Annotated in this window: 31 protein-coding genes; 4 read left to right on the top strand and 27 right to left on the bottom strand. The window is 66.2% G+C overall.

Annotated features, from left to right (window positions below; all coding sequences use genetic code 11):
• The first annotated feature begins 14 nt into the window (after nt 1-14).
• Complete coding sequence (locus tag VEA80_RS06835; protein WP_325059956.1) at nt 15-272, top strand: hypothetical protein; 258 nt, start codon at nt 15-17, stop codon at nt 270-272.
• Here the strand turns inward: VEA80_RS06835 and VEA80_RS06830 are convergent.
• A complete protein-coding gene (locus tag VEA80_RS06830) occupies nt 262-1,770 on the bottom strand; it encodes a response regulator (RefSeq protein WP_325059955.1) in 1,509 nt (502 codons plus the stop codon). The two genes, VEA80_RS06835 and VEA80_RS06830, sit on opposite strands and share 11 nt — an antisense overlap.
• Complete coding sequence (locus VEA80_RS06825) at nt 1,770-7,934, bottom strand: HAMP domain-containing protein (protein WP_349257227.1); 6,165 nt, start codon at nt 7,932-7,934, stop codon at nt 1,770-1,772. The genes VEA80_RS06830 and VEA80_RS06825 overlap by 1 nt, the downstream gene beginning before the upstream one ends.
• Nucleotides 7,935-8,274: 340 nt before the next feature.
• On the opposite strand from VEA80_RS06825, the gene VEA80_RS06820 reads away from it, so the two are divergent.
• From VEA80_RS06820 to VEA80_RS06810, 3 genes are read left to right on the top strand one after another with little or no spacing between them, the layout of a single operon-like run.
• The gene (locus tag VEA80_RS06820; protein WP_325059953.1) at nt 8,275-8,646 is read left to right on the top strand and encodes a hypothetical protein; all 372 of its coding nucleotides are present in this window, start codon (nt 8,275-8,277) and stop codon (nt 8,644-8,646) included.
• The gene (locus tag VEA80_RS06815; RefSeq protein ID WP_325059952.1) at nt 8,643-8,906 is read left to right on the top strand and encodes a DUF5985 family protein; all 264 of its coding nucleotides are present in this window, start codon (nt 8,643-8,645) and stop codon (nt 8,904-8,906) included. The genes VEA80_RS06820 and VEA80_RS06815 overlap by 4 nt, the downstream gene beginning before the upstream one ends.
• Nucleotides 8,906-9,169: a DUF5985 family protein gene (locus VEA80_RS06810; RefSeq protein ID WP_325059951.1), complete on the top strand. Its 264-nt coding sequence runs from the start codon at nt 8,906-8,908 to the stop codon at nt 9,167-9,169. The genes VEA80_RS06815 and VEA80_RS06810 overlap by 1 nt, the downstream gene beginning before the upstream one ends.
• Here the strand turns inward: VEA80_RS06810 and VEA80_RS06805 are convergent, their stop codons facing one another.
• The 25 genes from VEA80_RS06805 to VEA80_RS06685 all read right to left on the bottom strand — a co-directional run bounded on the left by VEA80_RS06805 (nt 9,170) and on the right by VEA80_RS06685 (nt 24,850).
• Nucleotides 9,170-10,888: an ATP-binding protein gene (locus VEA80_RS06805; RefSeq protein ID WP_325059950.1), complete on the bottom strand. Its 1,719-nt coding sequence runs from the start codon at nt 10,886-10,888 to the stop codon at nt 9,170-9,172. It lies immediately after the preceding gene.
• Nucleotides 10,885-11,445, bottom strand: a complete 561-nt coding sequence (locus tag VEA80_RS06800) for a YfiR family protein (RefSeq protein ID WP_325059949.1) — start codon at nt 11,443-11,445, stop codon at nt 10,885-10,887. The genes VEA80_RS06805 and VEA80_RS06800 overlap by 4 nt, the downstream gene beginning before the upstream one ends.
• 2 nt (nt 11,446-11,447) lie before the next feature.
• Complete coding sequence (locus VEA80_RS06795) at nt 11,448-13,340, bottom strand: TonB-dependent receptor plug domain-containing protein (RefSeq protein WP_325059948.1); 1,893 nt, start codon at nt 13,338-13,340, stop codon at nt 11,448-11,450.
• A gap of 180 nt (nt 13,341-13,520) precedes the next feature.
• Nucleotides 13,521-13,937, bottom strand: coding sequence for a DUF1801 domain-containing protein (locus tag VEA80_RS06790; RefSeq protein WP_325059947.1), 417 nt, complete (start codon nt 13,935-13,937; stop codon nt 13,521-13,523).
• Between the two features lie 3 nt (nt 13,938-13,940).
• Nucleotides 13,941-14,423 carry a DUF1801 domain-containing protein gene (locus tag VEA80_RS06785; protein WP_325059946.1) on the bottom strand — a complete coding sequence of 161 codons (483 nt, stop codon included), beginning with the start codon at nt 14,421-14,423 and terminating at the stop codon, nt 13,941-13,943.
• A 13-nt stretch (nt 14,424-14,436) separates the two neighbouring features.
• Nucleotides 14,437-14,643 (bottom strand): hypothetical protein, encoded by a 207-nt coding sequence (locus VEA80_RS06780; protein WP_325059945.1) that lies wholly within the window; start codon nt 14,641-14,643, stop codon nt 14,437-14,439.
• A gap of 43 nt (nt 14,644-14,686) precedes the next feature.
• Nucleotides 14,687-15,091, bottom strand: a complete 405-nt coding sequence (locus VEA80_RS06775) for a VOC family protein (RefSeq protein WP_325059944.1) — start codon at nt 15,089-15,091, stop codon at nt 14,687-14,689.
• Nucleotides 15,088-15,570, bottom strand: coding sequence for a helix-turn-helix transcriptional regulator (locus tag VEA80_RS06770; RefSeq protein ID WP_325059943.1), 483 nt, complete (start codon nt 15,568-15,570; stop codon nt 15,088-15,090). Before VEA80_RS06770 ends, VEA80_RS06775 begins: the two co-directional genes overlap by 4 nt.
• Nucleotides 15,571-15,732: 162 nt before the next feature.
• Nucleotides 15,733-16,929, bottom strand: a complete 1,197-nt coding sequence (locus tag VEA80_RS06765) for a hypothetical protein (RefSeq protein ID WP_325059942.1) — start codon at nt 16,927-16,929, stop codon at nt 15,733-15,735.
• A complete protein-coding gene (locus tag VEA80_RS06760; protein WP_325059941.1) occupies nt 16,929-17,207 on the bottom strand; it encodes a hypothetical protein in 279 nt (92 codons plus the stop codon). Before VEA80_RS06760 ends, VEA80_RS06765 begins: the two co-directional genes overlap by 1 nt.
• A gap of 20 nt (nt 17,208-17,227) precedes the next feature.
• The gene (locus tag VEA80_RS06755; RefSeq protein ID WP_325059940.1) at nt 17,228-17,506 is read right to left on the bottom strand and encodes a hypothetical protein; all 279 of its coding nucleotides are present in this window, start codon (nt 17,504-17,506) and stop codon (nt 17,228-17,230) included.
• Complete coding sequence (locus VEA80_RS06750; RefSeq protein WP_325059939.1) at nt 17,503-17,733, bottom strand: hypothetical protein; 231 nt, start codon at nt 17,731-17,733, stop codon at nt 17,503-17,505. The genes VEA80_RS06755 and VEA80_RS06750 overlap by 4 nt, the downstream gene beginning before the upstream one ends.
• Nucleotides 17,730-18,011: a hypothetical protein gene (locus tag VEA80_RS06745; RefSeq protein ID WP_325059938.1), complete on the bottom strand. Its 282-nt coding sequence runs from the start codon at nt 18,009-18,011 to the stop codon at nt 17,730-17,732. Before VEA80_RS06745 ends, VEA80_RS06750 begins: the two co-directional genes overlap by 4 nt.
• Nucleotides 18,004-18,405, bottom strand: a complete 402-nt coding sequence (locus VEA80_RS06740) for a hypothetical protein (protein WP_325059937.1) — start codon at nt 18,403-18,405, stop codon at nt 18,004-18,006. The genes VEA80_RS06745 and VEA80_RS06740 overlap by 8 nt, the downstream gene beginning before the upstream one ends.
• On the bottom strand, nt 18,398-18,730 hold the full coding sequence (locus VEA80_RS06735; RefSeq protein ID WP_325059936.1) for a hypothetical protein: 333 nt from the start codon (nt 18,728-18,730) through the stop codon (nt 18,398-18,400). The genes VEA80_RS06740 and VEA80_RS06735 overlap by 8 nt, the downstream gene beginning before the upstream one ends.
• A complete protein-coding gene (locus VEA80_RS06730) occupies nt 18,727-19,182 on the bottom strand; it encodes a hypothetical protein (RefSeq protein WP_325059935.1) in 456 nt (151 codons plus the stop codon). Before VEA80_RS06730 ends, VEA80_RS06735 begins: the two co-directional genes overlap by 4 nt.
• Nucleotides 19,182-19,676 carry a hypothetical protein gene (locus VEA80_RS06725; RefSeq protein ID WP_325059934.1) on the bottom strand — a complete coding sequence of 165 codons (495 nt, stop codon included), beginning with the start codon at nt 19,674-19,676 and terminating at the stop codon, nt 19,182-19,184. The genes VEA80_RS06730 and VEA80_RS06725 overlap by 1 nt, the downstream gene beginning before the upstream one ends.
• The gene (locus VEA80_RS06720) at nt 19,673-19,897 is read right to left on the bottom strand and encodes a hypothetical protein (RefSeq protein ID WP_325059933.1); all 225 of its coding nucleotides are present in this window, start codon (nt 19,895-19,897) and stop codon (nt 19,673-19,675) included. The genes VEA80_RS06725 and VEA80_RS06720 overlap by 4 nt, the downstream gene beginning before the upstream one ends.
• 97 nt (nt 19,898-19,994) lie before the next feature.
• Nucleotides 19,995-20,273 carry a hypothetical protein gene (locus VEA80_RS06715; protein ID WP_325059932.1) on the bottom strand — a complete coding sequence of 93 codons (279 nt, stop codon included), beginning with the start codon at nt 20,271-20,273 and terminating at the stop codon, nt 19,995-19,997.
• The gene (locus VEA80_RS06710; protein ID WP_325059931.1) at nt 20,270-21,379 is read right to left on the bottom strand and encodes a phage Gp37/Gp68 family protein; all 1,110 of its coding nucleotides are present in this window, start codon (nt 21,377-21,379) and stop codon (nt 20,270-20,272) included. The genes VEA80_RS06715 and VEA80_RS06710 overlap by 4 nt, the downstream gene beginning before the upstream one ends.
• On the bottom strand, nt 21,376-21,600 hold the full coding sequence (locus VEA80_RS06705) for a hypothetical protein (RefSeq protein WP_325059930.1): 225 nt from the start codon (nt 21,598-21,600) through the stop codon (nt 21,376-21,378). Before VEA80_RS06705 ends, VEA80_RS06710 begins: the two co-directional genes overlap by 4 nt.
• On the bottom strand, nt 21,600-21,923 hold the full coding sequence (locus VEA80_RS06700) for a hypothetical protein (protein ID WP_325059929.1): 324 nt from the start codon (nt 21,921-21,923) through the stop codon (nt 21,600-21,602). Before VEA80_RS06700 ends, VEA80_RS06705 begins: the two co-directional genes overlap by 1 nt.
• Nucleotides 21,920-22,249 carry a hypothetical protein gene (locus VEA80_RS06695; protein WP_325059928.1) on the bottom strand — a complete coding sequence of 110 codons (330 nt, stop codon included), beginning with the start codon at nt 22,247-22,249 and terminating at the stop codon, nt 21,920-21,922. The genes VEA80_RS06700 and VEA80_RS06695 overlap by 4 nt, the downstream gene beginning before the upstream one ends.
• Nucleotides 22,246-24,510: a ParB/RepB/Spo0J family partition protein gene (locus VEA80_RS06690; RefSeq protein ID WP_325059927.1), complete on the bottom strand. Its 2,265-nt coding sequence runs from the start codon at nt 24,508-24,510 to the stop codon at nt 22,246-22,248. Before VEA80_RS06690 ends, VEA80_RS06695 begins: the two co-directional genes overlap by 4 nt.
• Nucleotides 24,503-24,850 (bottom strand): hypothetical protein, encoded by a 348-nt coding sequence (locus VEA80_RS06685; RefSeq protein ID WP_325059926.1) that lies wholly within the window; start codon nt 24,848-24,850, stop codon nt 24,503-24,505. Before VEA80_RS06685 ends, VEA80_RS06690 begins: the two co-directional genes overlap by 8 nt.
• Between the last annotated feature and the right edge of the window lie 84 nt (nt 24,851-24,934).

Below are 24,934 nucleotides of genomic sequence, written 5' to 3'. Positions count from 1 at the left end.
AGCGTCCTTCCGTCATGTCCCCCACGCTTCGCCCGACCCGCGCCCTCATTCTGCTCGCCGCCGCGAGCGCGCTGCCGGCCTGCAATCAGCCGGACCCGGCGACGCGAACGGAAGAAGGCGTCTACGGCGCCGCCAGCGGCGACAATCCGAACCTGTCCGACCTCCAGCAACAGCCGGGACAGACGCAGGAGGAACTCGGACCCGCCGAACCGCCGCAGGAAGGCGGCGCCTCGGACGCCGGCGCGAACGAGGCTGCTTCGCCTACGCCCTGACCTCGGCGGAACGCCGCAGCGCATCCTTGCTGGCGATAAGTCGCGCCACGGCGACCGCGAGTTCATCAGGTTCGATCGGCTTTGTCAGCAGCGGCGCGTCGGCGAAACGCGGGTCGATCGCCTCCGCCTGATAGCCGGTGACGAAGATGATCGGCACGTCGCGCGCCAATAGCTCTTCGGCCAGCGGATAGACCATCTCATCGCCGGCGTTCACGTCGAGCAAAGCAGCGTCGATCTCGGTGTCGAGCGCGCTGCGTGCGTCACGAGGCCCTGAGAACGGGCCAACGACATGGCCGCCGAACTGCGACACGAGCCGCTGCATCATCATCGAGACGAGCGGCTCGTCCTCGACGACCAGCACCCGCCGTCCGGCGATGCGATCGAGGTTGGCGGCGCCGAGGCGGTGCGTATCTATGGGGCCAGCCGTCACGCTCGCGCCGGGGGCGAAATGCAATGCCGGCAGGCGCAGAGTGCAGCGCAAACCATCGCGGCGCCACTCGCGCTCCAAGGAGCCGCCCAGTTGGGCCTTGATGCTGGTGTCGACCACGCGTGAACCGAAGCTGGATCGGGCGGGCGTGCTGACAGGGTGGCTGCACTGCTCGTCCCATTCGAGCACAAGTTCGCGGTCGCCAAGGCGCCAAGTGACGTGGAGCTTGCCGTCCGCACTGGAGAGCGCCCCATATTTGGCCGCGTTGGTGGCTAATTCGTGCAGGGCGAGCGCGAGGTTCTGCGCGACGCGCGGCACGATAGCGACAGGCGGCCCGTCCACGGCGACGCTGGCGTTGGACGCATAAGGCGCCAGCTCTTCGTGCATCAGCCGCAGCAGATCGGCGCCGCTCCAGCGCGTTTCGGAGAGTAGATTGTGCGCCGTCGCCATGGCGCGGATGCGCCCCTTCACGGCCGCGGCGAACTTGTCGGCGTCGTCGGCCGGCGTGAGCGACACGATCGCCTGGATCACCGCCAGCGCGTTGCGGGCGCGGTGATCGACCTCGCGCGCGAGCAATTCCTGCCGCTCGATCGCCGCCTCCAGCTGCGCCGTGCGCTCGGTCACGCGCCGCTCGAGTTCTTCGTTGACGCGCGCCAACGCACGCGTCTTGCGATAGAGGTCGACGAACACGCGCACCTTAGCGCGCAGCACTTCCGGCACGACCGGCACCGGCACGTAATCGACGCCGCCGAGCTCGTAGCCCTTGAGGCTGTCGAGTTCGCTCAAATGCACAGCCGAGATGAAGATGATCGCCGTGTCCACAAAACGCGGATGCTCGCGGATCATCTGCGCCAGCTCGAAGCCGTCGAGATCGGGCATGCAGACGTCGGCGAGGATCACTGCGACGTCGTTCTTGAGCAGAAGCTCGAGCGCGTCCTTGGCCGAGGGCGCCTTCAAGAGGTTCTGACCGAGGCCGGCAAGAATGAGCTCGTAGCTCATCAGCTTGCCGGGCTGGTCGTCGACGAGAAGGATGTTCACCCGTTCGGTGGGTTGATCGAAGCCGGACGCCATCAGCGGTGCAGCCACATCCGCAGGGCCGAGAGCAGTTGCTCGGTGTTGACCGGCTTCGCCAGATAATCGGATGCACCCGCCTCCAGGCACTTTTCGCGGTCTCCCTTCATCGCCTTGGCCGTGAGCGCCACGATCGGCAAGCGCCGGTGGGCCGGGTTCTGACGGATTTTATGCATCGTTTGGTAGCCGTCCATCTCCGGCATCATGATATCCATCAGCACGATCGAGATGTCCGGCGTCGTCTCCACCAGATCGATCGCTTCCCGGCCGGTGGTGGCGGTCACCACACGCATGCCGCGGCGTTCGAGCAAGCTCGAAAGCGCGAAGATGTTCCGTGCGTCGTCGTCCACCAGCAGTACGCAGCGGCCAACGAGGTCTTCGTCGGAACCATGCAGCCGCTCCAGCATGCGCTGCTTCTCCTCCGGCAACTCGGAAACTACGCGGTGCAGGAAGAGCGCCGTTTCATCGAGCAGCCGCTCGGGCGATTCGACCCCCTTGACGACGATGCTGCGCGCCATGGTGTGAAGACGGGCGTCTTCCTCCGGCGACAGCTCCTTGCCGGTGAAGACGACGACAGGGACGTCGCGCGACTCCTCGTCCTGCTTTAGCCGCTCCAGCACGTCAAAGCCCGACATGTCCGGCAGTCGCAGATCGAGCACGACGCAGTCCCAATGCTCCTGCTTCAGCGATCGCAGGGCCTCCTTGCCGGTGGAGGCCAAGCCGATCTCGACGTCATCGTGCGCCAGCAGTTCCTTGATGCTGAATTGTTCGGTCGGATCGTCCTCGACGACGAGCAGACGGCGCTGCTGCGGCTTCGAGAAATCGAGCACGCGGCCGATGGCGCCGCTGAGCTCGTCGGCGGCGATCGGTTTGGAGATGAAGTCGTAGGCGCCGCGGGCGAGGCCGTGCTGGCGGTCTTCGTCGAGCGTCAGCATCTGCACGGGAATGTGCCGGAGCGCGGGGTCTTGCTTCAGGCGGCTCAGCACCGTCCAGCCCAGCATGTCGGGCAGGAAGACGTCGAGCGAAATGGCCGTTGGCTTGTAGACGCGGGCGAGGTCCAGCGCCTCCGCGCCGGTCATGGCGACCAGAACGTTGAGCCCCTGATCCTTGGCGAGTTGAGCGACAATCCTTGCATAGTGCGGATCATCCTCGACGATGAGCAAACACGGCTCGCCGGGCTCGATTTCATTGCGGTCGTCTGCGACGCGCTCGACGGTCTGCGTGCGGATCGTCAGCGCCGGCTGCGGGAAGCGCTCGCCGACGGGCTGACGCGACGGCGCGTTCGCGCCGGCATAGGCGATCGGCAGATACAGCGTGAAGGTGGAGCCTTCGCCCGGCGTGGAGCGCAGCTGGATCTCGCCGCCGAGCAGCGAGGCAAGCTCGCGGCTGATGGCGAGACCGAGCCCGGTGCCGCCGTAGCGGCGGCTGGTGGAGGCGTCGGCCTGCTGGAACGCCTCGAAGATGATGCGCTGCTTCTCGACCGGAATGCCGATGCCCGTATCGGAGACGGTGAAGGCGACGACTAGCGGCGCTTGCGACAATACCGGGTGTTCGGCGTTCCAGCCCTCCGCCGCCGCATGCACGTCAAGCCGCACGCCGCCGGTTTCCGTGAACTTGAAGGCGTTGGAGAGCAGGTTCTTGAGCACCTGCTGCAGACGCTTGGAGTCGGTGATGATCGAACGACCGACGTTCGGATCGATGTTGACGCCGAACGAGAGCTGGCGGTTGTCCGCCTCGTGGCGGAACGGCAGCGCGACGCGGTCGATGACGTTCTGGAAGTAGATCTCCTCCGCTTCGACGGTGACGGTGCCGGATTCGATCTTCGACAGGTCGAGAATGTCGGAGATGAGATTCAGCAGATCGGTGCCGGCGCCGTGAATGGTGCGCGCGAACTCGACCTGCTTGGCGCTGAGGTTTCCGTCCGGGTTGTCGCTGAGCTGCTGACCGAGGATCAGGATCGAGTTCAGCGGCGTGCGCAGTTCGTGGCTCATATTAGCCAGGAACTCGGACTTGTACTTCGACGTGAGCGCGAGTTCGGCCGCCTTCTCTTCCAGCGCGCGGCGGGCCTGTTCGAGTTCCTGGTTCTTGCGTTCGACTTCGACGTTGCGCTCGGCGACCTGCTGCGCCTTCAGTTCGAGCTGCTCGTTGGTCTGCTGCAGCTCGCGCTGCTGCGCCTGCAATTCGCCGGCGAGCTGCTGCGACTGCACCAGAAGGCCTTCGGTCTGCATCGTCGCTTCGATCGAGTTCAGGACGATGCCGATCGAGGCCGTCAGTTGCTCGAGGAACGCGATCTGTAGCGTGGTGAAGCCGCCGACGGCGGCGAGTTCGATCACCGCCTTGACCTGCCCTTCGAACAGCACCGGCAACACGATGATGTTGCGCGGTGTCGAGCGGAACAGCGCCGAGCGGATCGGCACGACATTGTCGGGAATGTCGGTGATCAGCATGCGGCGCTTGTCCGCCGCGCACTGGCCGACGAGGCCGTCGCCAATCTCGAGCCGCGCCGGGTGCGCGCTCTCGATGTCGTCGGCGTAGGCCGAGAGCAGACGCAGCGCAGGGCCGTCCTCGTCGGCGACCATCTGATAGATGACGCCCTGGTGCGCATCGACGAGCGGCGCGAGTTCGGAGAGCAGCAAACGGCCGACCGAGGCCAGATCGCGCTGGCCCTGGAGCATCGAGGTGAATTTGGCGAGATTGGTCTTCAGCCAGTCCTGCTCGGTATTGCGGTCGGTGGTCTGCCGCAAGTTTTCGATCATGGTGTTGATGTTGTCTTTGAGCTCGGCGACTTCGCCGCGCGCATCGACTTCGATGGCGCGCGTCAGATCGCCCTTGGTGACGCCCGTCGCCACTTCGGCGATGGCGCGGACTTGGCTCGTCAGGTTGGCGGCGAGAAGGTTGACGTTGCCGGTCAAGTCCTTCCACGTGCCGGCGGCGCCCGGCACGTTGGCTTGGCCGCCGAGACGGCCTTCGACGCCGACTTCGCGCGCCACCGTCGTCACCTGGTCGGCGAACGTGGCCAGCGTGCGCGTCATGTTGTTGATCGTGTCGGCGAGCGCGGCGACCTCGCCTTTCGATTTCACGGTGAGGTTCTGATTGAGGTCGCCGTCGGCGACGGCGGTGACGACCTTGACGATGCCGCGCACCTGTTCGGTGAGGTTGGCGGCCATGACGTTGACCGTATCGGTCAAGTCCTTCCAGGTGCCGGCGACGCCGGGCACCTGCGCCTGCCCGCCGAGCTTGCCTTCGGTGCCGACTTCGCGGGCGACGCGCGTCACTTCCGAGGCGAAGGCGTTGAGCTGGTCGACCATCGTGTTGATGGTGTTCTTCAGCTCGAGGATTTCGCCCTTCACGTCGACGGTGATCTTGCGCGACAGGTCGCCGCGCGCCACCGCGGTGGTGACTTCGGCGATGTTGCGGACCTGGGTGGTGAGGTTCGCCGCCAAGAGGTTCACGTTGTCGGTCAAGTCCTTCCAGGTGCCGCCGACGCCGGGCACGACCGCCTGACCGCCAAGGCGCCCGTCGGTGCCGACTTCGCGCGCAACGCGCGTCACTTCGCCGGCGAAGGCGTTGAGCTGGTCCACCATCGTGTTCAGCGTTTCCTTCAGGAGAAGGATTTCGCCGCGCACGTCGACGGTGATCTTCTTCGAGAGATCGCCGCCGGCGATGGCGGTGGCGACTTCGGCGATGTTGCGGACCTGAGCCGTCAAATTGCCGGCCATGAAGTTCACGTTGTCGGTGAGATCTTTCCAGGTGCCGGCGACGCCCGGCACCTGGGCCTGGCCGCCGAGCTTGCCTTCGGAGCCGACTTCGCGGGCGACGCGGGTGACTTCCGAAGCGAACGAATTGAGCTGGTCCACCATCGTGTTGACGGTGTTCTTCAACTCGGCGATTTCGCCCTTCACGTCGACCGTGACCTTGCGCGAGAGGTCGCCCTTGGCGACGGCGGTGGTGACTTCGGCGATGTTGCGGACCTGGGACGTCAGGTTGCCGGCCATCGAGTTGACGTTGTCGGTCAAATCCTTCCACGTGCCGCCGACGCCCGGCACCTGGGCCTGGCCGCCGAGCTTGCCTTCGGTGCCGACCTCGCGCGCCACACGCGTCACCTCGCCCGCAAAGCGGTTGAGCTGATCGACCATGGTGTTGAGCGTTTCTTTCAGCTGAAGGATTTCGCCGCGCACGTCGACCGTGATCTTCTTCGACAAATCGCCGCCGGCGATGGCGGTCGCGACTTCGGCGATGTTGCGGACCTGCGCCGTCAAGTTGCCGGCCATCGAGTTCACGCTGTCAGTCAAGTCCTTCCATGTGCCAGCGACGCCGGAGACCTGCGCCTGACCGCCCAGCTTGCCTTCTGTGCCGACTTCGCGGGCGACGCGCGTCACTTCGGCGGCGAACGCGTTCAGCTGGTCGACCATCGTGTTGAGCGTTTCCTTCAGCGACAGGATCTCGCCCGACGCGTCGACGGTGATCTTCTTCGACAAATCGCCCTTGGCGACGGCGGTGGCGACTTCGGCGATGTTGCGGACCTGGCCGGTGAGGTTGCCGGCCATGAAGTTCACGTTGTCGGTCAAGTCCTTCCACGTGCCCGCCACGCCGCGCACGACGGCTTGACCGCCGAGCTTGCCTTCGGTGCCGACCTCGCGCGCAACGCGCGTCACTTCGCCGGCGAAGGCGTTCAGCTGGTCGACCATCGTATTGATGGTGTCCTTCAGCTCGAGAATCTCGCCGCGCACGTCGACGGTGATCTTCTTCGACAAATCGCCGTTGGCGATGGCGGTCGACACTTCGGCGATGTTGCGGACTTGGGCGGTGAGGTTCGAAGCCATCGAGTTCACGGACTCGGTCAAATCCTTCCAGGTGCCGGCGACGCCGGTCACGTTGGCCTGGCCGCCGAGCTGGCCTTCGGTGCCGACTTCTCGCGCAACGCGCGTCACTTCCCCGGCGAAGGCGTTCAGCTGGTCAACCATCGTGTTGATGGTCTCCTTCAGCTGCAGAATCTCGCCCGAGACGTTGACGGTGATCTTCTTGGACAAGTCGCCGCTGGCGATAGCGGTCGACACTTCGGCGATGTTGCGGACTTGAGCGGTCAAGTTGCCGGCCATGAAGTTCACGTTGTCGGTGAGATCTTTCCAGGTGCCCGCGACCCCCGGCACCTGCGCCTGACCGCCGAGCTTGCCCTCGGTGCCGACCTCACGCGCAACGCGCGTCACTTCGGAGGCGAACGAGTTGAGCTGGTCCACCATCGTGTTGATGGTGTCCTTGAGCTCGAGGATTTCGCCGCGCACGTCGACGGTGACCTTGCGCGAGAGGTCGCCGCGGGCGACGGCCGTGGTCACTTGGGCGATGCTGCGCACCTGGTCCGTTAGGTTGCCGCACATGGCGTTGACGGAGTCGGTCAGATCCTTCCAGGTGCCGGCGACGCCGGGCACGATGGCTTGGCCGCCGAGTTTGCCGTCGGTGCCGACTTCGCGGGCGACGCGCGTCACTTCCGACGCGAACGAGCGCAGCTGGTCCACCATCGTGTTGATGGCTTCCTTCTGCTGCAGGATTTCGCCGCGCACGTCGACCGTGATCTTCTTCGACAAGTCGCCATTGGCGACCGCGATCGTGACTTCGGCGATGTTGCGGACCTGTGATGTCAGGTTGTCGGCCATCGAGTTCACGGATTCCGTGAGCTCCTTCCAGACGCCCGTGACTTCGCGCACCTGCGCTTGGCCGCCGAGCTTGCCCTCCGTGCCGACTTCGCGGGCGACGCGCGTCACTTCCGAGGTGAACTCCCGCAGCTGGCGGATCATCGTGTTGACGATCTTGGCGGAGCGGAGGAACTCGCCTTTGAGCGGGCGGCCGTCGACTTCGAGGCGAACGGTCTGCAGCAGGTCGCCCTGAGCGACGGCGCTGACAGCGCGCGTCATCTCTTCGGTGGGCCAGAGGAGATCGTCGATCAGGGTGTTGACAGAATTCTCCATCTCCCCCCAGGAGCCCGCCCGATTGACGAACTTCACGCGCTGCTTGGTGCGGCCTTCGCGCCCGACCGTGTAGCCGACGCGTTCAAGCTCGGCGGCCATGCGCTCATTGGCGGCGACGATTTCATTGAAGGTGTCGGCGATCTTGCCGAGGACCCCGACATGGTCGGCAGGAAGGCGGGCGGAGAAGTCGCCGACCTTCATCGCCTGGAGCGCCTGGAGCAATTCCCGCAGCTGCGCCTCTTGGCTCGATGGCGGGTCACCGCCTTGCCCTGCGCCCCGCGAACCGCCGTTGCCATTACGTGCGCGGTTGCTCACCGTCGCCGTCTTCGCGTCCATTGAGAATAGCTCCGCAACACACCCGGGACGTCTGACGCACCGGGGGCGCCGTCCGCATACACCCCCGCGAAAGCCGAAACGCCGCGCCGGAGATCGAAGTTCCCAGCCGCATGTGCTTTTTTTCAGGAGGGGTTGAAATTCGCGGCCAATGCCGACACAGCGGAGGGCAGAAGCTTGCGCCGATGAGACTTTTTAGCATCCGATAGTGCTGGACGCCGATCTCCTCAGCTTCGTTCGAAGCGCCATACGCTCCACTTGGGCGCTCGAGCTGCTCTTGCTGCTGCGGGCGCACCAGGATCGCGCGTTCACGACGGACGAGGCGGTGCTCGAGCTTCGCGCCACCCGCACGCTAATCTCTTCCTGCACCAAACAGCTTCAGGACGCCGGGCTTGTGGTGTGCGAGGGCGACCGCTGCCGCTACGCACCGGCTTCTCCCGCGCTGGAGGAACTCTGCGCCCAGCTTGCGCAGGCCTATCAGGAGCGCCCCGTCACCGTCATCAACGCCATCGTGGCCTCGCCGAACGAACGGCTGAAGAGCTTCGCCGACGCCTTCCGCTTCACCAAGAAGGACGAATGAGCATGCCAACGCTCGTTTATACGCTCTGCTTCGTGACCAGCGCGCTTTGCGCCGTCTTGCTGGTGCGGGCCTATTTCCGGACCCGCGCGCGGCTGCTGCTCTGGAGCGCGGTGAGCTTCGTCTTTCTTGCGGTGAACAACTTCTTCGTCCTGGGCGACCTCGTGCTGTTCCCGGACTTCAATCTGCTGCCATATCGGCACCTCGCCGCTCTGCTTGCCGTCGGCGTGCTGATCTACGGCTTCATCTGGGAAGTCGAGTGATGCCGTTCACGGATTTCTTCTCCGGCCTCATTGCGATGGGCTATGTCGTCTGCACGGCGTTCTTTCTCCGCTTCTGGCAGCGGACGAAGGACTCGCTGTTCTTCGTCTTCGCCATCGCCTTCTTCCTGCTGGCGCTGAACTCGGCGCTTTCGACGCTGCTCGGCGGCGTTCTGGAGGAGCGGAGCTGGCTCTATCTGCTGCGTCTGGCTGCGTTCTCGATCCTGATCATCGCGATTATCCGCAAGAACATCGCCAAACGCTGATCAGGCGCCGATCTCGGCGAAGGCGGCGCCCAGCTCGTCACGGTCGTACGGTTTGCGCAGCACCTTGAACCCCTGCACTTCGGTTTCGCCGCGCCCGCCATAGCCGGTGGTGAGCAGGATCGGCAGCTCAGGACGCCGGCGCCGCACTTCGTGCGCAAGCTCGATGCCGTTGAGCCCGCCGGGCATGATGATATCCGAAAAAATCAAATCGACCTGCGCGCCGCCTTCGATGCGCTGCAGCGCCTCGTGCGCGTTCGGCACGCGCGTCACGCTGTAGCCGAGGTCGGCGATCATCTCGCACACCATCGCCGCGACGCTGTCGTCGTCCTCCACCACCAGCACGGCGCCGCTGCCGCCGGCTGCGTCCGGGGCCGGCGCCTGCCGCGGCGGCGGCGCTTCCTCGCTCAGCGGCAGGATCAACGTCACCGCCGTGCCGCGGCCCGGCTCGCTTTCGATTTCGCTTCGTCCGCCGGACTGCATCGAGAAGCCGTAGACTTGGCTGAGGCCGAGACCGGTGCCCTTGCCGACTTCCTTGGTGGTGAAAAACGGATCGAAGGCGCGCGCCTGCACCTCCGGGGCCATGCCCTGCCCGCTATCGGCGACCCTGACGGCGATGGCGTCGGGCTCATCCGGCCCAGCGGGCGCAATCGTGATGACGAGGGAGCCGCCGTTCGGCATGGCGTCACGCGCGTTCACGGCAAGGTTCAAGATGGCGATGTCGAATTGCCCCGGGTCGACCTTCACGGCGGCGTCTGGCGCGGTCGAGCGGACTTCGAGCGCAATGTCCTCACGCAGCGAGCGTTCGAGCAACGGGCGCAGATTTTCGATCCGCTCCTGCAAGCGGATCACTTCCGGCGTGAGCTTCTGGCGGCGCGAGAACGCCAGCAGTTGCTTGGTGAGCCCTGCGCCGCGGTCCACCGCCTGACGCATGGCGGCGACGATGCTGGCGCGCTTGCTCTCGTCGTCCCGCGTCTCCAACAGGCGCAGTCCGCTCGAGATCACCATCAGCAGATTGTTGAAATCGTGCGCGACGCCGCCGGTGAGCTGGCCGATCGCCTCCATCTTCTGCCCCTGCGCCAGCGCATTCTGCGCCTTGCGCTTTTCGTTAATTTCGCTGCTGAGTTGCTGGTTCGATTTCGCCAGGGCCTCGGCACGGCGGCTGAGTTCGTCGTTCGCCGTATTCAGCGCACGCTGCGCTTCGCCGATGACGATGACGATTAATGCGGCCATGCCAAGCAGCAGCGCAACGCCGATATAGCGCGCCCACCGCGTCGCTGCGGAGCCGCTGGAAAGCCGCACATGAACCGCGCCGAGCGGCGTTTCGTTCTGGACTACTGGCGCCGAGGCGGTGGCGAAGCCGTTGTCATAGCGCGCCTCCCCCGCCTGCTGCAGCCGCGCGGGCGGCGCGCCCTCAGGGCCGACGCGGCGCACGAACAAGTCGCCCGTGACGGTGTAGACGCCGACCGAGCCGACATCGGGATTGGCAGTCAGCGCGTCCACGGCATGCTGGGCTTCGGCGGCGTCCTGGAACGCGAGCGCCGCGCTCACGCTCGCGGCCAGCACGCGCGCATGCGCCTGGGCTTGTTCGACTTTCGCTTCGCGGAAATCGCGCTCGCTGAGCGCCGCGCCGGCGACGCCTGCGAACACGAGCGCCACGGCCGTGACGACCGCGAGCAACGGCGTGTGGATGCGCAGTGTCTTGATCGGCAATCGGCTCATGGCGCGCTCGCTCCGCCATGGCCGCGCACGCTGAGGGCGATGCTCAGCAAGCGCGAACTCAAACCAAGCCGGTTCTGTTCGGCGGCGTCACGATCGATGTGGAAGCGCACGCGGTCGTCGACGACGACGAAGTGGATCACGCCGCGCCGGGCGCCGTACCGCTCATCCGTGACGGTGAGCACGGGCCGGCCCCGCGCCGCGCGCAGGAAGTCGGCGACGGCCACGCGCGACGCGGCGAGATAGAGGATCTGGCAGCCGCTAATGTCGGAGGCGTCGGCGACCCGCCGCACGACGACGGCGCGGCCGCCGATTTGGCTGCCGCGCGCGAAGCGATCAATGCTGCGCAGCATCGACGAGGAGCCGGCGACGCAAATCGAGAACCGCGTGTCCGGCGCGCTGAAGGCGGTCGGCGGCCACTCCGTGAAAGAGCCGAACCGTGTGAGGAAGGCGGCTTTAACCGCCGACTCGTCGGCGCTTTGGGCGTGCGCCGGCAATCCGCCAAGGACGAACGCGCAAGCGATGAGCCAACATCGCAGATGAGAGGCTCCCCCGCCCATGCTCAGCGGGTCCAGCGCAGGCCGATCGAGACGCGCCGCCGGGTCTCAAAGGCCGGATCTCCCGGCTGGCGGTTCTCCAGGTGGCTTTCGTCGAGAAGATTGTGTCCGGCCAGATAGAGCTCCAGATTTTCATTCATGCGCCAGCCGAGACGCGCGTCCGCCTCGGTGTAGGCTGGTACGCTGACGCTCGGTTCGTCGATTTCGCCGACGTGGCGCAGGCGCAGATCGAGTTCGACCTCCGGCGCCAAGGTGAACTGCGAGCGAACCAGCACCTGGTGATCCGCATCCGCACCAGGCGACAGGCCCCCGCTCAGATCGACCGCGCCCGGGCGCACGCCGAACGACTCGTCCATGGCGTAGCCGCCGACTTCCATGCGCCACCAATCGGTAAGATCGGTGCGCAGCCAAGCCTCAACGCCCCACCGCTCACCTTCGATGTCGTTGCGGAATTGGAGGGCGGGCCCGCCGCCGCTCGGCCCAATGCTGCGCAATTCGTCGTACTCATGGTAGAAGAATGTCGCCGAGACGCTGAGCCCCTCGCGTGGCAGGCCGCGATAGCCCAGTTCGTAAGCGAACAGCTCTTCGGAAACGAAGTCGTCGTTGGGAACGATCACGCCGGCGAGGCCGAGGTCGCGATCGAACCGGTTAGGCGTCCGGGTCGCGCGCGAAACGGCGGCCCAGAACAGGTGATCCTGCAGCGGACGCCAAGCCAAGCGGACGTTCGGCAGGATTTCGGTCTCCTCGACGAAGGTGTCGTGCTCGGCCTTGAAACCGACGATCAGCGTCGTCTCCGGATTGAGATTGATCGAATCCTGCAGGAAGACGTTTACGATCTCGGTGTGACGGCGCGCGGGCGTCAGCGTGAGCACTGGGAGCTTCGTCACGAAACTATCTTCGGTAGAGCGATAGCCGGCGCCGGCGACGATCGCATGGCCGCCGAGTCGCATGCTCAGCTGCGAACGCAGATCGTAGCTGTTGAAGATGTCGGACGCGTTGGGGCTGTTGCGGTCGACCTGGTCCCAATAGAATTGCGTCTCCAACGAAGCGTCGGCGTCGAGTTCGCGCGTCCAACGCAGCACGACGTTGGCGTTGGTGTCGCGCTGGTCGACATCATAGGTGTTGATGTGACCGTCCGCTTGCGCGGTGACCGAATCGTCGGCGCCGCGCCAGTCGAAGCGAATGCCCGTGTGTCCGCCTTCCCAGCCGTCGCCGGCGCCGCCGCCGGCGAGCAGCGACTCGCCGCGTTCGTAACCCGCGACGAAGACGCGGAACGCGCTGGCGGGATTGATCTGGCCGCCCCAACGGACGGCGGCGGTGCGGTCGACATCGCCGAGGCTGACACTGGTGAGAAGCCCCTGGGTTTCGAACGCATCTCGCGTGGTGATGTTGATGACGCCATTGACGGCGTTGGCGCCGTAGAGCGTTCCGCCCGGGCCGCTGATCACCTCGATCCGGTCGACGTCCTCGAGCATTCTGTGCTGCGCGTCCCAGAACACGCCGGAAAACACGGGCGAATAGACGCTGCGGCCGTCGATCAGCACGAGCAGCTTGTTGGCGCTGCCGAAATTGCCGGAGCCGCGCGCGGTGATCGACCAGTCGATGGCGTCGTCGCGCGCGACCTGAAGGTTCGGCGCAAGGCGCAGCGCCTCGGGAATGCTGGTCGCGCCGGACCGGCGCAGATCGTCGTTGGTGATGACGTAAACCGAAGCTGCGGCCTCGCTCAGCGGCTCGGCCCGAAGCGAAACCGAGCTGATGCGCAGATTCGCCAGGTCTTCAATCGAGAGCTGCTCCAGTTCATCGTAAGCAATGGCCGTGGTTTGCGCGAGCGCCGACACCGGCAATGCGACGCAGGCGGCGCACAACGCGGCGGTGATATGGGCGTACGCTCTGGCCATCAGCTCCCCCGGCGTCTCGCGCGCGCTCGAGCCAGCACCGCGCCCCGATCGTCTCAGGTCGCGCTGAAGCAAGCGCGACGGCAAGACTACACGCAAAGCGCTGCGTTTCAGACAAGTTTTCTTCGGCGGATCGCTGAATGTCCGGCCACGGCGCCAGAAAAGTTCCCTCCGTGCAGCGCCTCAGCCGCGGCGCGCCCCCTTGCGCGGTCGCGCCGCGTGCTTGGCCGTGTTCAGTGTAACAGCGGCGCGGACCAACGCCTTCAACGCCGTTTCGTTGATCTTGTCGCCCGCCTCAATGTCGATGGCGCGGCGCACATTGCCGTCGAGGCTCGCGTTGAAGAGTCCCGCAGGATCATCGAGCGCGGCGCCTTTGGCGAAGGTCAGCTTCACCTTGTCCTTGTAGGTCTCGCCGGTGCAGATGATGCCGTCGTGCTCCCACACCGGCACGCCGCGCCACTTCAGCGTTTCCACCGCTTCGGGATCGACCTCTTGGATCAGCGCGCGCACCCGCGCGAGCGTTTCGGGGCGCCAATCGCTTGTGTGCGGCGGGGCTTTCTTCGGCGCGGCTTTCTTCGTGGTCTTTGCGATCTTGGTCATGGCTCACATCTTCTCGCCCGGCAGTTTGCTGGCCTGCTTCACCCAATCGGCAAACTGCTTCTCGTCGAATCCCTCTTCGCGAATGTCCAGATAGCGGACGTGCGGATATTTCGAGGCGCCGGGCGGCGGCGGCTTCAGCGATCCGCCGTTGAGGAAAGTCACCTTCACGTACTTGGCGAACACGTGGAAGCTCAGAAACCAGACGCCCTCTTCCATGCCGTAGAACGGCGAATTCCACTTCACCGCTTTCTTCACGTCGGGCACGGCGCGGGTGACGATGGCGTCGATGCGCTTGCCGACATCGCGCTTCCAGTCCGGCATCGCCGCGATATAGGCCTTCACCGGCGCCTCGCCGTAGCCCTTGGCGATCTGCGGATTGCCGCCGGACAGAAGCTTCGGCGCGGCTTTCTTCGGCGCGCTCTTTTTCGCGATCTTTTTTGCGGCTTTTTTCGTGGCCGCTTTCTTTGCGGTTGCCGTTTTCGCCATGGCAGTGCTCCCGTCAGGCGCGCTTCCACTTGGCGGCATAGGGCAGCGCAAACAAGTACAGGCCCGTGATCAGCAACAGGAAAAGCGGGATCAGAGCCAGCAAATATATCCAGAACGCCGGCTCGGCTTCGCCGCCGAAAATTACGACCGTGTTGACGATGACGCCGATCGTGAACGCGATGGCGATCCACCGGTGAAATTGCCTGATCCACTTGCTCACGCGAACCTCCTTTGCCGCGGGCTGCATGAATTGCGCGTACATCTCAGCGCGCCTCGATCATTTTCCAACCGTTGCCGGAGGGGTCGCGGAAATTGGCGTCGACGCCGCCGAAGCGTTCGATCGGCTCCTGCGTGAACTCGACGCCCTTGGCCTTCATCTGCGCATAAGCGTCGCGGCAATTCTCGACCACGAGCACGAGCGGGGGCATTGCGCCCTTCGCCACCATCTCGCGCATGGTCTGCGCCGTCGCCGCGTCGAGCACCGGCTCCTGCGGCAGGAACAGGCCGAGTTCGAACGAGGGCTGGTTCGGGTGCTTCACCGTGAGCCAGCGATAATTGCCGTTGCGCGCGTCGGCGTGGACGCGAAAGCCGAGTTTGCCGACATAAAAGTCGAGCGCTTCATCCTGATCGTGAACGTAAAGACCGATCACTCCGATTCCGGTGCTCATGGGACCTCCTCTTCAGTTGAGGATTCCATACCGCCGCTCTCGCGGCGGCGCTTCTCCGAAACTGCGGTCTTGAGGTTCGGCCGATGGGCGGCGCTGACGAAGCAGTGCGGCACGTGCTGGAGCGCGTGCGCCCCCGTTTGCTCACGCGCACGAAGCTCGCTCGGGCTCTCGCCGGTGACGTCCTTGAACACGCGGCCAAACGTGCCGAGGCTGTTCCAGCCGGTCTGGAAGGCGATGTCGATGATCGCCAGCTCGGTGTCGCGCAGCAGCGCCTTGGCGCGCTCCAGCCGGCGGGTGAGCAGATAGCGGTGCGGCGGCACGCCAAAGGCTTGCTTGAAGGCGCGGGCGAAATGGGCCTGGGAGACGCCGCTGACGTTGGCCAGCCGCTCGACTGGCCATTCCTCGTCGGAGGCCGCGTCCATCCGGTCCTTCGCCCGCAGCAAACGGCGCAACAGCGCCGGGTCCTGGCCTGATCCCATGCCGTGACGATCCGGTCCAGGAGGCGGCGCCGTCAAGCGCCGGCGTTCGGACGGAGGAGGCTCCGGACTGGCCGGAGCGAAGAGACATGGCGCGCCCGAAGAGATTCGAACTCCTGACCCCCAGATTCGTAGGGCGGAGACAAGCGGCGCCGGATCAATAGCTTAGCTCTTGTCTTGCTGTCCACGCGCGGCGCGCCGCTGGCGCAGCTTGGTGACGCGGGCGTCCACCTGGTCTTGGGCGGCGTCGGCGAGGCCGAGACGTTCGGCCTGCTTGCGATATTCGGCCGCCTGGCGCGGCGTCGCGTGGTCGAGCTGGGACATGATGCCGGCGTCGCTGGCGCCCGCGAGCGCCAGTTCTACGCCGCGCGCGTGCCGCAGGCCATGGATCGTCAGCGACGGCCGGCAGCGGCCCGCTTTCGCGAGGGCGGCGACCAGGTCCTCGACAGCGTGACTCAGGGCCCGCTTCTTCCAGGCCTCCCCGTAGCTGTTGAAGGCGATCGTCAGCGACGCGACGTTCTTGGCGAAGCGCGGGCGCATCTTTTCGGTGCGCTCGAGTAGAGCCGTCAGGCGCGGATCTTCGCGGCGATCGCACAGGACCAGCTTCTTTTCCGTCACCCAGTAGAGCCGGCGCTCGCGCACGCCGTCTTCGTTGTCGCGCCAGATCCGGGCGCGGCGCGGCACGCTGCAGATGGTTTGGCGGCGAAACCCGCCCCAGCGGCCGAGCGCGAGCGCCCGCGCAAGGCCGGGCCGGTGCGTCTCGATCGCGTGCTCGAGCGCGGCCTCGAACTCTTCGTCGAGCCAGCGCGGGTTGGCGACGCCGAGGTTCTGCGGCCGCGGCACCTTGTCGATCAGCGCAAACGGATCGCCGGCGATCTCGGCGCGGATGCGCGGGCCTTTGCAGATATTCTTGAACACCTGCAGGCGCAGGTTCGCCGCGCGATAGCCGCGCTTGGCCCATTTATCCCTGAGCTTCAGCACGTAGCCCGCGTCGATGTCTTCGAGCAGCACGCCGGCGAACGTGGTCTCGAATTCATCGCAGAGGCGTTCGTAATCCAGCTGCGTCGCGGCCGCGAGGGCGAGGAAGTCGGCCGAGGCGTCGATTCCTCGCGTGCGATCGCCGCGATACTCGCGGATGGCGCCGACGATCGTGCCGGCTTCCGGTTTCGGCTTCGGCGTGTGCGCGGCCGCGAGCGCGCCGACTTCGTCGGCGAGCGCCTGCGTGCCCCAGGGCGCGTTCAGCGGCCGCTTCTGCACGCCGGCGCGCCGATAGTAGACGTGCTCGGCGCCGTTGCGCGGATCAATCCAGCGCTGCAGGTAAGGCGGGCGCTTGGCCCAGGGCGCGAGCGGATCGTCGCTCATCACTTGCGCCGAAGAAACACGACGTTCGTCGGCAGTTCGAGTTCTACGGCGATCGTCGGCGGCGCCTCCCGGCGCAAATCATAGTCACCCTCGGCGGTGCGGTGCGCGCGCCAGGCTCCGGTGCGCGTCCGCGCGTTGAGCGCTTCGACTAAGTCCTCGATCTTGCCGTCGAGACGTTCAGCGTCGGTGCGCAGCAGCAATAGTCGGTCCGGCATGAGCCCAGATCTGGCGAGCTCGTCAGCGATCTCGCGGAAATGGCGGCGGCGGCCGAAAATCATCCTGCTCCCCTCGTGCCTCGTTACATCCGCGCCAGGCTGGCCTCGCGGCGTTGCTCTGGCGTTAGGCCGGGCGCATCAGGCGCCTGGGGCTCGGCGGCGTCAAGGCCGGGCGCGAGCGGGCGCGGCTTTTCCGGCAGATTGTCGATCCAGGCCTGCAGCTTGGCGCGCTTCCAGCGATAGCCGCGCCAGCCCTGATCGACCGGCGCGACCGGACACTGACGATCGAACTGGTCGGGCGTCATGTCGCAGAACGCGGCCGCGGTCTCGCGGCGCATCAGCTCGGGCCAGCGATCGCTCATCGCTTGTGGCCGGGCGGCGGTTTCGAGCTAAACCACTCCCCCGTCTCGAGCCAGTGTGTGTCGATCGGCTGGTTCGGGCCGCCGCGAAGCACGCGCCGTTTTCCCGTGCGACGATTGCGCTGGTACAAATGCACGCCCGTGTCGCGCACGTCTTCCCATTCGTTTCCGCGGCCGATCCAAACGCCAAAAACAAAGCACGCGACGGGCAACATCAGTTCGTAAATCATGACTTGATCACCTGTGTGCTGCGGCCGACGGAGCGGTGGTGGCGCTTCCAGGCCTCCGCCCATTCACGTTCGGCGGCGTTGCGGCGGGCGAGGAAGTCGGCGCGATCGCGAGTGACGCCGAGCGGTTCGAAGAAGCCGGCGGTCGCCGGCGGGAAAGCGTGGTCGATCAGCGCGATCAACAGGTCGACGGGAACGCGGTCGATCGTGTCGATGAAGAGCCAGCGTTTGTGCTCACACTCGGCGCGCCAAGCGGCCGCGGCTTCGGCGTGTTCACGCATCGGGCGGCGCCTTCATCGAGCCCAGTTCGTCCGCGCACAACGCCTGGATGATCGCGCGCATGAGTGCGATGGCGGCGTTCGGACCTGATGACACGAAGTCATTCATCGCCTCATCCCAATGATCGTCACCAACCTTTGCCGCCCAGCGCCCGTTTTCCTTGTCGTCCCACACTGCGACCTCACGATCAGGAAGCAGGGTGTCGCGTAGCGCAAGGGCCGCATCGAGCGAGCTAGTGTAGTTCGGTGTCGGCGGAGCACCCTTGTTAAGGCGATCCCACGCGAGTCGCTGCGCATCACGCTCAGGCTCAAGCACTCGCTCGATCTGCTGCTCTACCGCGAAATTGGGGGCGGCGATGCCATCGAGCGCGTCGCGAAGTAACTGCAAGTCAGACATCGGACGGCGCCTTCTGGAGGAGCGCGGGCTGGCGCGTCGCGGGGCGCCAGCGATACGGCGCATCTTCGAAATAGCCGCCGTCGGCTTGCTGCCAGCCGCCCGTTCCGCTGCGCGTGATCAACGCCGGATTCCAGCGCACCACGCAGCAATACGGTTCGACGCCCCAGCGGGTCTCGATCTCGATCCAGGTCACGCCGTCGCGCGGCATGTCGCCGAGCCGCCAAGCGGGTTGCAGCTGCGGCGGCGGCGCGGGAAGCAGTGCGGCGAAAAGTATGATGCCGACGATCAGCACGCAGATTGCGAGGTTCGGAAAAACGACCATCATTCGCCGTCCACACCGACGAAGTGCTTGGTGTCGTCGGCGCCATCACCGGTCGTATAGAGCCAATAGCCGGCGTCGATGGCGTCGAGAACCGTTCTGCGGTCGGTGTTGAAGACAGAGGCCAGTTCGCGGACGCACACCCTTCGCCCCTGCTGCATCATGACGTAAGTCTGAATCGCGTCCGCGAAGTGGGATAGTTTCACGCCGACGTCCTCGCTTTCGTCGACGAACAGATCGCGGCGCCACGGCGAGGCATCTCCGTCGCGAAATGAGAACTCGCGAATCTTCCCTGTCCAGAAATCCTGCGCCTTAGCTGCTAGCGCGCAATCGTGCGGGGTTGCTCCATAGGTGACGACATGCGTCAACGCGCCGTCCCAGCCGATGAGCAACACCTGATGAAGATCATGCTTCTGAGCGACACTCTTGGCCGTCTCGATCGGAATACGCTTCGGCATCACGCCACCTCCTCCAGGCGCGCGCCGGCGGCGACGGCGGCGATCTGGTCTTTGCTGAGCGGGCGCCAGGCGATGATTTGACGCACGAGCGAGGGTGCGCCGCGTTCTTCCTTGTCGCGGGCGGCGTCGTGCCAGGCCCACATCGCGGCCCAGTTCTCGAAGCCGTCGCGCCGCGCGAAGGAATCGTTCTCGGCGTCGAGGATCTCGCGCTCGAGCGCGTCAGCCATCGCGTCGACGGTCAGCGTCGACCGCAGTTCGCTGACGAAGACGATGCCGGCGGCGTTGAAACGCAGCAGGCCGCGCAGGATGACGACGCCCACGCCGCGGCGCGCCGCCTGCTTCGTCCTGAGGCCGGTCCAAAGCCCGATCGTCTCGCCGACATTGGCGTGGCGCGAGGGCGCTTTGCGCTGGCGGCGCAGCGTCAGGACCTTCGGCTCTTTGGCGTCGGTGTCGATTTGCGGCCCGAAGGCGGTTTTGAAGCCGTAGGCGATCATGAGTCTCTTCTCTCTGTTGAAGGCGACCCCTCGCCCTGGCGATTGGTGTTGGCGATGTAGGCGGCCGTCGCCAGGCGCGCGAGGCGCGCAGCGTCCTCGGCGTCGAGCTCGACGGTGGCGGCGCCGAGCGGGCGCGCGGCGATCTTGACCAGCATGTCGGCGATGAAGGCGGCGTCGTCTTGTTCGAGGCTCGCGCGCAGCGCGCGTTCGGTCGGACTCATCGTGCGCAGCTCCCGACGCAGGTGGTGACGAGAAAGCCGACGGCGCTCCAGAACGCGGCGACGGCGCCGATGAACAGCAGGCGTCCCTGGCGGCCGGTCATCGAAACCCTCCCGACAAGCCGTAGGCGAACAGCGCGGCCGTAGCGGCGGTCATGACGAGAGCGCCGGCGATCAAGAGCGCGCGGCTGAGCGGCTCGAGCGCGCCCGCGCGGCGCAGGGCGCGGCTGAACTTAACGACGCCGCCGAACGCGATCGCGGCGTCGCTGGCGATCAAGCGCCGGCGCAAGCGCCAGTAGGACGCGCGCAACACCTGGCCGGCGACGACGGCGCAGCCGCCGGCGATGAAGGCGGCATAGATGTGCGTCAGCGCGGTCATGCCGCCACCCTTTGGTGCGCGAGCGGCGGGCGCTCGTCGTGGGTGCGGCCGTCGAGAACGCGGCCGGCGGCGCGCTTGCCGACGCGCGTCAGCACAACCATCGTGTCGTCGTGATCCGGCCACGGGTGCGCGCCGAGCCGCCCGAGCGGCCATGCCACCGGCGTCTCGCCGCGCCAGTCCGTTTTCGGGATCGTGACGGGCGCGTGCGCGCCCCACTGCTTGAAGAAGAAGGCGACGCCGGCGGCGGCGCACTGATCGCGGATTGAACGCACCCAGTCGGGATGCATCGGCCGCGCGCCTGGGCCGCTTTCGCCGCCGACGATGACCCAATCGACGGCCTTGCGTGCGCCGTCGAGCGTGTCGAAGAGGCCCAGCCGTGTCATGTCGCCGAGATCGCTGAGCAGCGGCTCGACGCTCCACAACCGCGCGGCAGCGGGCGTCATCGCCAGGTTTGGTCCGCGGCCGGCGCCGTTCTCGCGATCCTCGATTGAAACGCCGAGCCAGACATTCGGCAGGGGGCCGGGGGGAAGTGTGCGCAAGCCACGCTCAAGCAGCGGGCGCACGTCAGCGAGGTACGCGTCGCGACCTCGCTCCTCAAGCCACACACGCTCAACGCGATTGAGCAGCGCGGGCCAAGCCGGGCAGCGCACGCCGCGCGGCGCTACCTGCGAGCCGAATAGAGCTTCGAAGTACGCCCTCATGCGTTTGTCGCGCTTGGTCAACACGATGAAGGTGTGCTGCGGCGCGCACGCCGCGACCGTCAGCACCCGGTCTATGAAAGCGTCGGGTACGAACTCGCCGAACAGATCGCTCATCGAGCAAACGAAGATCGTGCGGGGCTTCTTCCAGCGCAGCGGCTGCAGCAGCGTTTTTTCGTCGAGGAAGATCTCGACCTCGGCTTCGTTCTGCTTCTTGTAGGAAAGTCCATTGCCGAAGCGGCCTTCGTTCCAGCGTTCGGCATAACACAGGCGGCAACCTTCGCTGGCGTGAATGCAGAACCAGCCGAGCTTGCCGTCAGAGCGGCGGCGCGCGCGGATCGGATTCCAGGTCGCGCCTGGCGAACCGTCAGCGTTCGCCGCCCATTCGATCTTGGTGCCGTCGCTCATTGGACGCATCCCCAGTTGGGATGACGCGGCAGAATCATGAAGTGCGTAAGCTCGATCGAGTGCTCGCACATGACGATCCACTCGCCTGCGACGCGCGATCCGGTGACGACAATTTTGCCGCCGCGGCCACAATCACACGTGATGGTCGCTGCAAGGGCAGCGTTCTCGATGTCGGGCGGCGCTTGTTCAAGCCTTTGCCAGACCGGCGGCCTTGCAAGCATCAGAGGGCCTCCACTTTTTCGACGCTGTGCACGTTGGCTTCGTCGAGGCGGCAGTCGAACGCGTGGAGCTCGCCGCCGGCGCGGACATGAACGCGCACGACGGCGCAGCGCGCGGCCTCGCCGCGGGTGACGGCGACGGCGTGGCGATAAGCGGCGAGCGACTCGGGGCCGCCGCGGAGGCGCAGCGTGTGCGCTTGCGCTTCCGCATCGATGCCGGGCAACCAGGCGACGCCGCTGGTGTAGAGCGCGCGCGCTTCCGGTTTCGGCGCCAGCTTGGCGGCGACCGCCGCGAGCGCGCCGCCGATCGGATAGAGGTCGCTCATAGCGGCAGCTCGTCGTCGTCGTCGTAATCGTGATTGCTGGCGCCGGCCGCGTTCGCGTCCGGCTGCGGCAGTTCGCGGTATTGGATCGGCCGGACCGGGCGCGACTGTGCGGTGCTGGATTGGTCGCGCGCGATCTGTTCCGAGCAGGGCCGGATCGAATAAATCGCCGACACGCCGTAGAACTCCGTCACTTCGCCATCGGGCGCGGGGATGTCGATGCGCAGCATCTTGCCGCCGGCGGTCTCGACTTCCTTGACGCGGCCGGGGCGCGTGCGATGGCCCATCAGTTCGACGATGGCCCAACCTTCGAACGCGACTTCGCTCATTGCGCGGCTCCCTTCGCAGCGGTCTTCGATTTCGGCTTCGCCGCCTTCTTCGCCGGCGGCTTGGCGAGCTTCTTCGCGGACTTCGCCGCGCCCTTCTTCGATGCGGTGGGGGCCGCAGCTTTCGCGGCGGAAGACGCGGTCTTCGCTGCGGCCCCCTTGCCCGCATCCAACCGCCCGGGCTTACCTTTCGGCTCCCGTGGCGCGGGCAATTTCGGTTTCGGCGCTTCGTCCATGCCGCAGAGCGTGCGCAGGAGCGGCGGGACCCAGGCCGCGGTGGCGCCGCCGCCTTTGGCGTGATCGGCGACAAGAGCGGCGAGCGCGGCCTTCGTCTTGACGCCGGCGCTGTCGAGGCCGAGCTCGGCGGCGGCCGCTTCGAGCGAGGCTTTCGAATAGCCTTCGAGATAATCGGCGTCGGGGATGAAATGCGCCGCCGGATTCGCGCCGGCGAGTCGGCCGAGCAGCATCAGCGCGTCGCGTTGGTCGTCTTTGTAATCGCGCGCGGCGGTCGGCTCGATCACTTTGACGCTTTCGCCGACGCAGAAGGCGAGCAGCGCCAGCACGTCAGCCTGCGGCCAGGTCGTCATTCGCGCTTCGAGCTTGTCGATCGGCTTGCCGAGCGCGACCAGCCAGCGTTTGCGCGCCGCTGCTTGCGCATCAGCGCCGAGCAACGCGTCTTCGTCGGCGAACTCGGCGCCGGTCATCCCCTGCCCGGCGCCGCGAATCGTCAGCGCTTCGCAGGCGCTGTCGTTAAGATCAATGTCGAACACTTCCCGCGCCAAAGCGGCCGTCACCGCGATCAACGCGATGTCCGGCCGTTGCGCCAGCGCGCGGCCGACGATGGCGCTGGCGATGCGCGACGTTTTCTCGTGCGTCAGGTTCGTCATCGGCGCCTGCGGTTCGGGCTTGGCCGGTTTCGCGCTGGCGGCTTTGCCCTTCTTCGCGGCTCTGCCGGCCGGCGTGGCCGGCCGTGATTTCGGCGAGATGACGCCGCGCGTGATAGCGAGCGTGCCATCGCTGTTCAACGTGACGGCGACACCGCTCTTTTGCTTGGCCTTGTCATCGAACTCGTAGAATGAGTCCTCGATCGCTTCCCTGGCGTTGCGCAGATCGATTTCTTCGTCCTCGATCTCCGTCATGCGTTCGGCTTCTTCGTCGGTGTATTCGCCGACCTCTTCGGCGGTGTCGCGCTTTTCACAGCCGCGCTCGATCGCTTCGTACTCGGCGCGCAGCGCCTTCAGCTTGGCGTCGAGCTCTTTGACGCGGGCTTTTTCTTCGGGCGTCGGCTTGCGCGGCGTACCGAGATTTCCGTCTGCGTACTTGCCGTAGGGCATCGTGATCGCGGCGTCGACGAAGAGGAAGCCTTCGGCCTCGAGCTTGGCGGCTTCGGCTGCGAGCTTCTCCTGCGCCAGGCGCTCTGCGAGCGCAGGGTCGAGCCAGCGCGATTGCTCGGGCGCCTTGAAGAACTCCTGTTCGATCTGGCCGCCGGCGGCGAGGTAAGCTTCCTCGCCGACGAAGCGGGCGACAGCGTCGCCGGCGACGAGCGTGTCTTTCTTCAGTTCATCGCGCACGCGCCACTCGACGTCGCGCTGCTTGCCGAGGCCCTTCCACACCTTCTCTTGCCGCGACATATGCGCAGTCGCGTAGAGCTGCGCCACATCGAGCGAGAGTTCGCCGGCGCGCAATGCTTCAAGGATCGGTTCGTGCAGGCTCGCGAGCTTCATGCGGCTCTTGACGAAGCGTTCGGTGACGCCGAACGCCTTGGCGATCTCGCTGATGTCGCGGCCTTCGATCACGGCCATGCGGTTCCAGGCGAGCGCGGCGTCGACGACGCCGAGATCGACGCGCTGAGTGTTTTCGGCGATCGACGCCGCGGTCGCGTTCGCCTGCGTCGTGATGCGCAACGGAATGGCGTCGAAATCGACTTTGAACGCCGGTGCGTCCGGCGCGACGCGCGCCGCGTCCCGGATCAGCTTCAGCGCATTGAGGCGGCGGCGACCGCCGACGATGGCGAAGCGGCCCTCGTCATCTTCGTACGCGAGCAGCGATTGCAAGAGACCGCAGGCGATGATGTTGGCGGCGAGCTCGTCGATGTTTTCGAGCGGAGAGTCCGCGCGCGCGTTCTCCGGCGCGACGTAGAGCTTATCGAGCGGCGCTGCGCCTTCGCGGATCGGCGGCGCTTCGAACGGCGCGAGGCGCGGCGAAACTTCTATGCCGGCGATCGCGGCAGGTACGCCTTTGGGCTTGCGCGCGGCTTTAGCCATTGCTGTTTCCTTTTTGCTGGAGTTCGCGCGCACGGCGCAGGATGCGCAGCGTGTTGAGCTGCGAGCGCGCGAGCTGGCCGGCGGCCTTCATGGTCTCGTGCGCGACGTCGTCATTGCTGCTGGGGCTGATGGCGCAGTCGATCTCGACCGCGAGCGCGCGCGTCAGCGCGTCGATACGGGCGTAGAGGCCGACGCCAGCGGCCATCGCCTCGGCGGTCAACGTGTGAATCAGGTGCGCCAGCGCGTCGGTTTGCGCGAACGGGTCGTTGAGGCCGGCCACGCCGGCGCGGGCTGCGCGGCGGGCGGATTCGACGGCGAGCGAGGTGACAGATTCGGGCAAAAGCGCCCCTCCGCGTTACAGGCGGAGCGGACGCTAACCGGGACAGTTCCCGGTCGTCAACGGCGCATTAGGGATTTGTCCCGA

The sequence above is a fragment of the Vitreimonas sp. genome (genome assembly GCF_035627415.1).
In the GTDB taxonomy this organism is placed as follows: domain Bacteria; phylum Pseudomonadota; class Alphaproteobacteria; order Caulobacterales; family Aquidulcibacteraceae; genus Vitreimonas.
Note: the sequence above shows the minus strand (reverse complement) of the source record. Positions and strands in the feature narration are given on the sequence as shown.

What these genes read in the sequence shown, in the direction of transcription:
- VEA80_RS06835 (WP_325059956.1), top strand. Translation starts at nt 15, where the DNA reads ATGTCCCCCACGCTTCGCCCGACCCGCGCCCTCATTCTGCTCGCCGCC.
- VEA80_RS06830 (WP_325059955.1), bottom strand. Translation starts at nt 1,770, where the DNA reads ATGGCGTCCGGCTTCGATCAACCCACCGAACGGGTGAACATCCTTCTC.
- VEA80_RS06825 (WP_349257227.1), bottom strand. Translation starts at nt 7,934, where the DNA reads ATGAAGGTCGGCGACTTCTCCGCCCGCCTTCCTGCCGACCATGTCGGG.
- VEA80_RS06815 (WP_325059952.1), top strand. Translation starts at nt 8,643, where the DNA reads ATGAGCATGCCAACGCTCGTTTATACGCTCTGCTTCGTGACCAGCGCG.
- VEA80_RS06810 (WP_325059951.1), top strand. Translation starts at nt 8,906, where the DNA reads ATGCCGTTCACGGATTTCTTCTCCGGCCTCATTGCGATGGGCTATGTC.
- VEA80_RS06805 (WP_325059950.1), bottom strand. Translation starts at nt 10,888, where the DNA reads ATGAGCCGATTGCCGATCAAGACACTGCGCATCCACACGCCGTTGCTC.
- VEA80_RS06800 (WP_325059949.1), bottom strand. Translation starts at nt 11,445, where the DNA reads ATGGGCGGGGGAGCCTCTCATCTGCGATGTTGGCTCATCGCTTGCGCG.
- VEA80_RS06795 (WP_325059948.1), bottom strand. Translation starts at nt 13,340, where the DNA reads ATGGCCAGAGCGTACGCCCATATCACCGCCGCGTTGTGCGCCGCCTGC.
- VEA80_RS06790 (WP_325059947.1), bottom strand. Translation starts at nt 13,937, where the DNA reads ATGACCAAGATCGCAAAGACCACGAAGAAAGCCGCGCCGAAGAAAGCC.
- VEA80_RS06785 (WP_325059946.1), bottom strand. Translation starts at nt 14,423, where the DNA reads ATGGCGAAAACGGCAACCGCAAAGAAAGCGGCCACGAAAAAAGCCGCA.
- VEA80_RS06775 (WP_325059944.1), bottom strand. Translation starts at nt 15,091, where the DNA reads ATGAGCACCGGAATCGGAGTGATCGGTCTTTACGTTCACGATCAGGAT.
- VEA80_RS06770 (WP_325059943.1), bottom strand. Translation starts at nt 15,570, where the DNA reads ATGGGATCAGGCCAGGACCCGGCGCTGTTGCGCCGTTTGCTGCGGGCG.
- VEA80_RS06765 (WP_325059942.1), bottom strand. Translation starts at nt 16,929, where the DNA reads ATGAGCGACGATCCGCTCGCGCCCTGGGCCAAGCGCCCGCCTTACCTG.
- VEA80_RS06760 (WP_325059941.1), bottom strand. Translation starts at nt 17,207, where the DNA reads ATGATTTTCGGCCGCCGCCGCCATTTCCGCGAGATCGCTGACGAGCTC.
- VEA80_RS06755 (WP_325059940.1), bottom strand. Translation starts at nt 17,506, where the DNA reads ATGAGCGATCGCTGGCCCGAGCTGATGCGCCGCGAGACCGCGGCCGCG.
- VEA80_RS06750 (WP_325059939.1), bottom strand. Translation starts at nt 17,733, where the DNA reads ATGATTTACGAACTGATGTTGCCCGTCGCGTGCTTTGTTTTTGGCGTT.
- VEA80_RS06745 (WP_325059938.1), bottom strand. Translation starts at nt 18,011, where the DNA reads ATGCGTGAACACGCCGAAGCCGCGGCCGCTTGGCGCGCCGAGTGTGAG.
- VEA80_RS06740 (WP_325059937.1), bottom strand. Translation starts at nt 18,405, where the DNA reads ATGTCTGACTTGCAGTTACTTCGCGACGCGCTCGATGGCATCGCCGCC.
- VEA80_RS06735 (WP_325059936.1), bottom strand. Translation starts at nt 18,730, where the DNA reads ATGATGGTCGTTTTTCCGAACCTCGCAATCTGCGTGCTGATCGTCGGC.
- VEA80_RS06730 (WP_325059935.1), bottom strand. Translation starts at nt 19,182, where the DNA reads ATGCCGAAGCGTATTCCGATCGAGACGGCCAAGAGTGTCGCTCAGAAG.
- VEA80_RS06725 (WP_325059934.1), bottom strand. Translation starts at nt 19,676, where the DNA reads ATGATCGCCTACGGCTTCAAAACCGCCTTCGGGCCGCAAATCGACACC.
- VEA80_RS06720 (WP_325059933.1), bottom strand. Translation starts at nt 19,897, where the DNA reads ATGAGTCCGACCGAACGCGCGCTGCGCGCGAGCCTCGAACAAGACGAC.
- VEA80_RS06715 (WP_325059932.1), bottom strand. Translation starts at nt 20,273, where the DNA reads ATGACCGCGCTGACGCACATCTATGCCGCCTTCATCGCCGGCGGCTGC.
- VEA80_RS06710 (WP_325059931.1), bottom strand. Translation starts at nt 21,379, where the DNA reads ATGAGCGACGGCACCAAGATCGAATGGGCGGCGAACGCTGACGGTTCG.
- VEA80_RS06705 (WP_325059930.1), bottom strand. Translation starts at nt 21,600, where the DNA reads ATGCTTGCAAGGCCGCCGGTCTGGCAAAGGCTTGAACAAGCGCCGCCC.
- VEA80_RS06700 (WP_325059929.1), bottom strand. Translation starts at nt 21,923, where the DNA reads ATGAGCGACCTCTATCCGATCGGCGGCGCGCTCGCGGCGGTCGCCGCC.
- VEA80_RS06695 (WP_325059928.1), bottom strand. Translation starts at nt 22,249, where the DNA reads ATGAGCGAAGTCGCGTTCGAAGGTTGGGCCATCGTCGAACTGATGGGC.
- VEA80_RS06690 (WP_325059927.1), bottom strand. Translation starts at nt 24,510, where the DNA reads ATGGCTAAAGCCGCGCGCAAGCCCAAAGGCGTACCTGCCGCGATCGCC.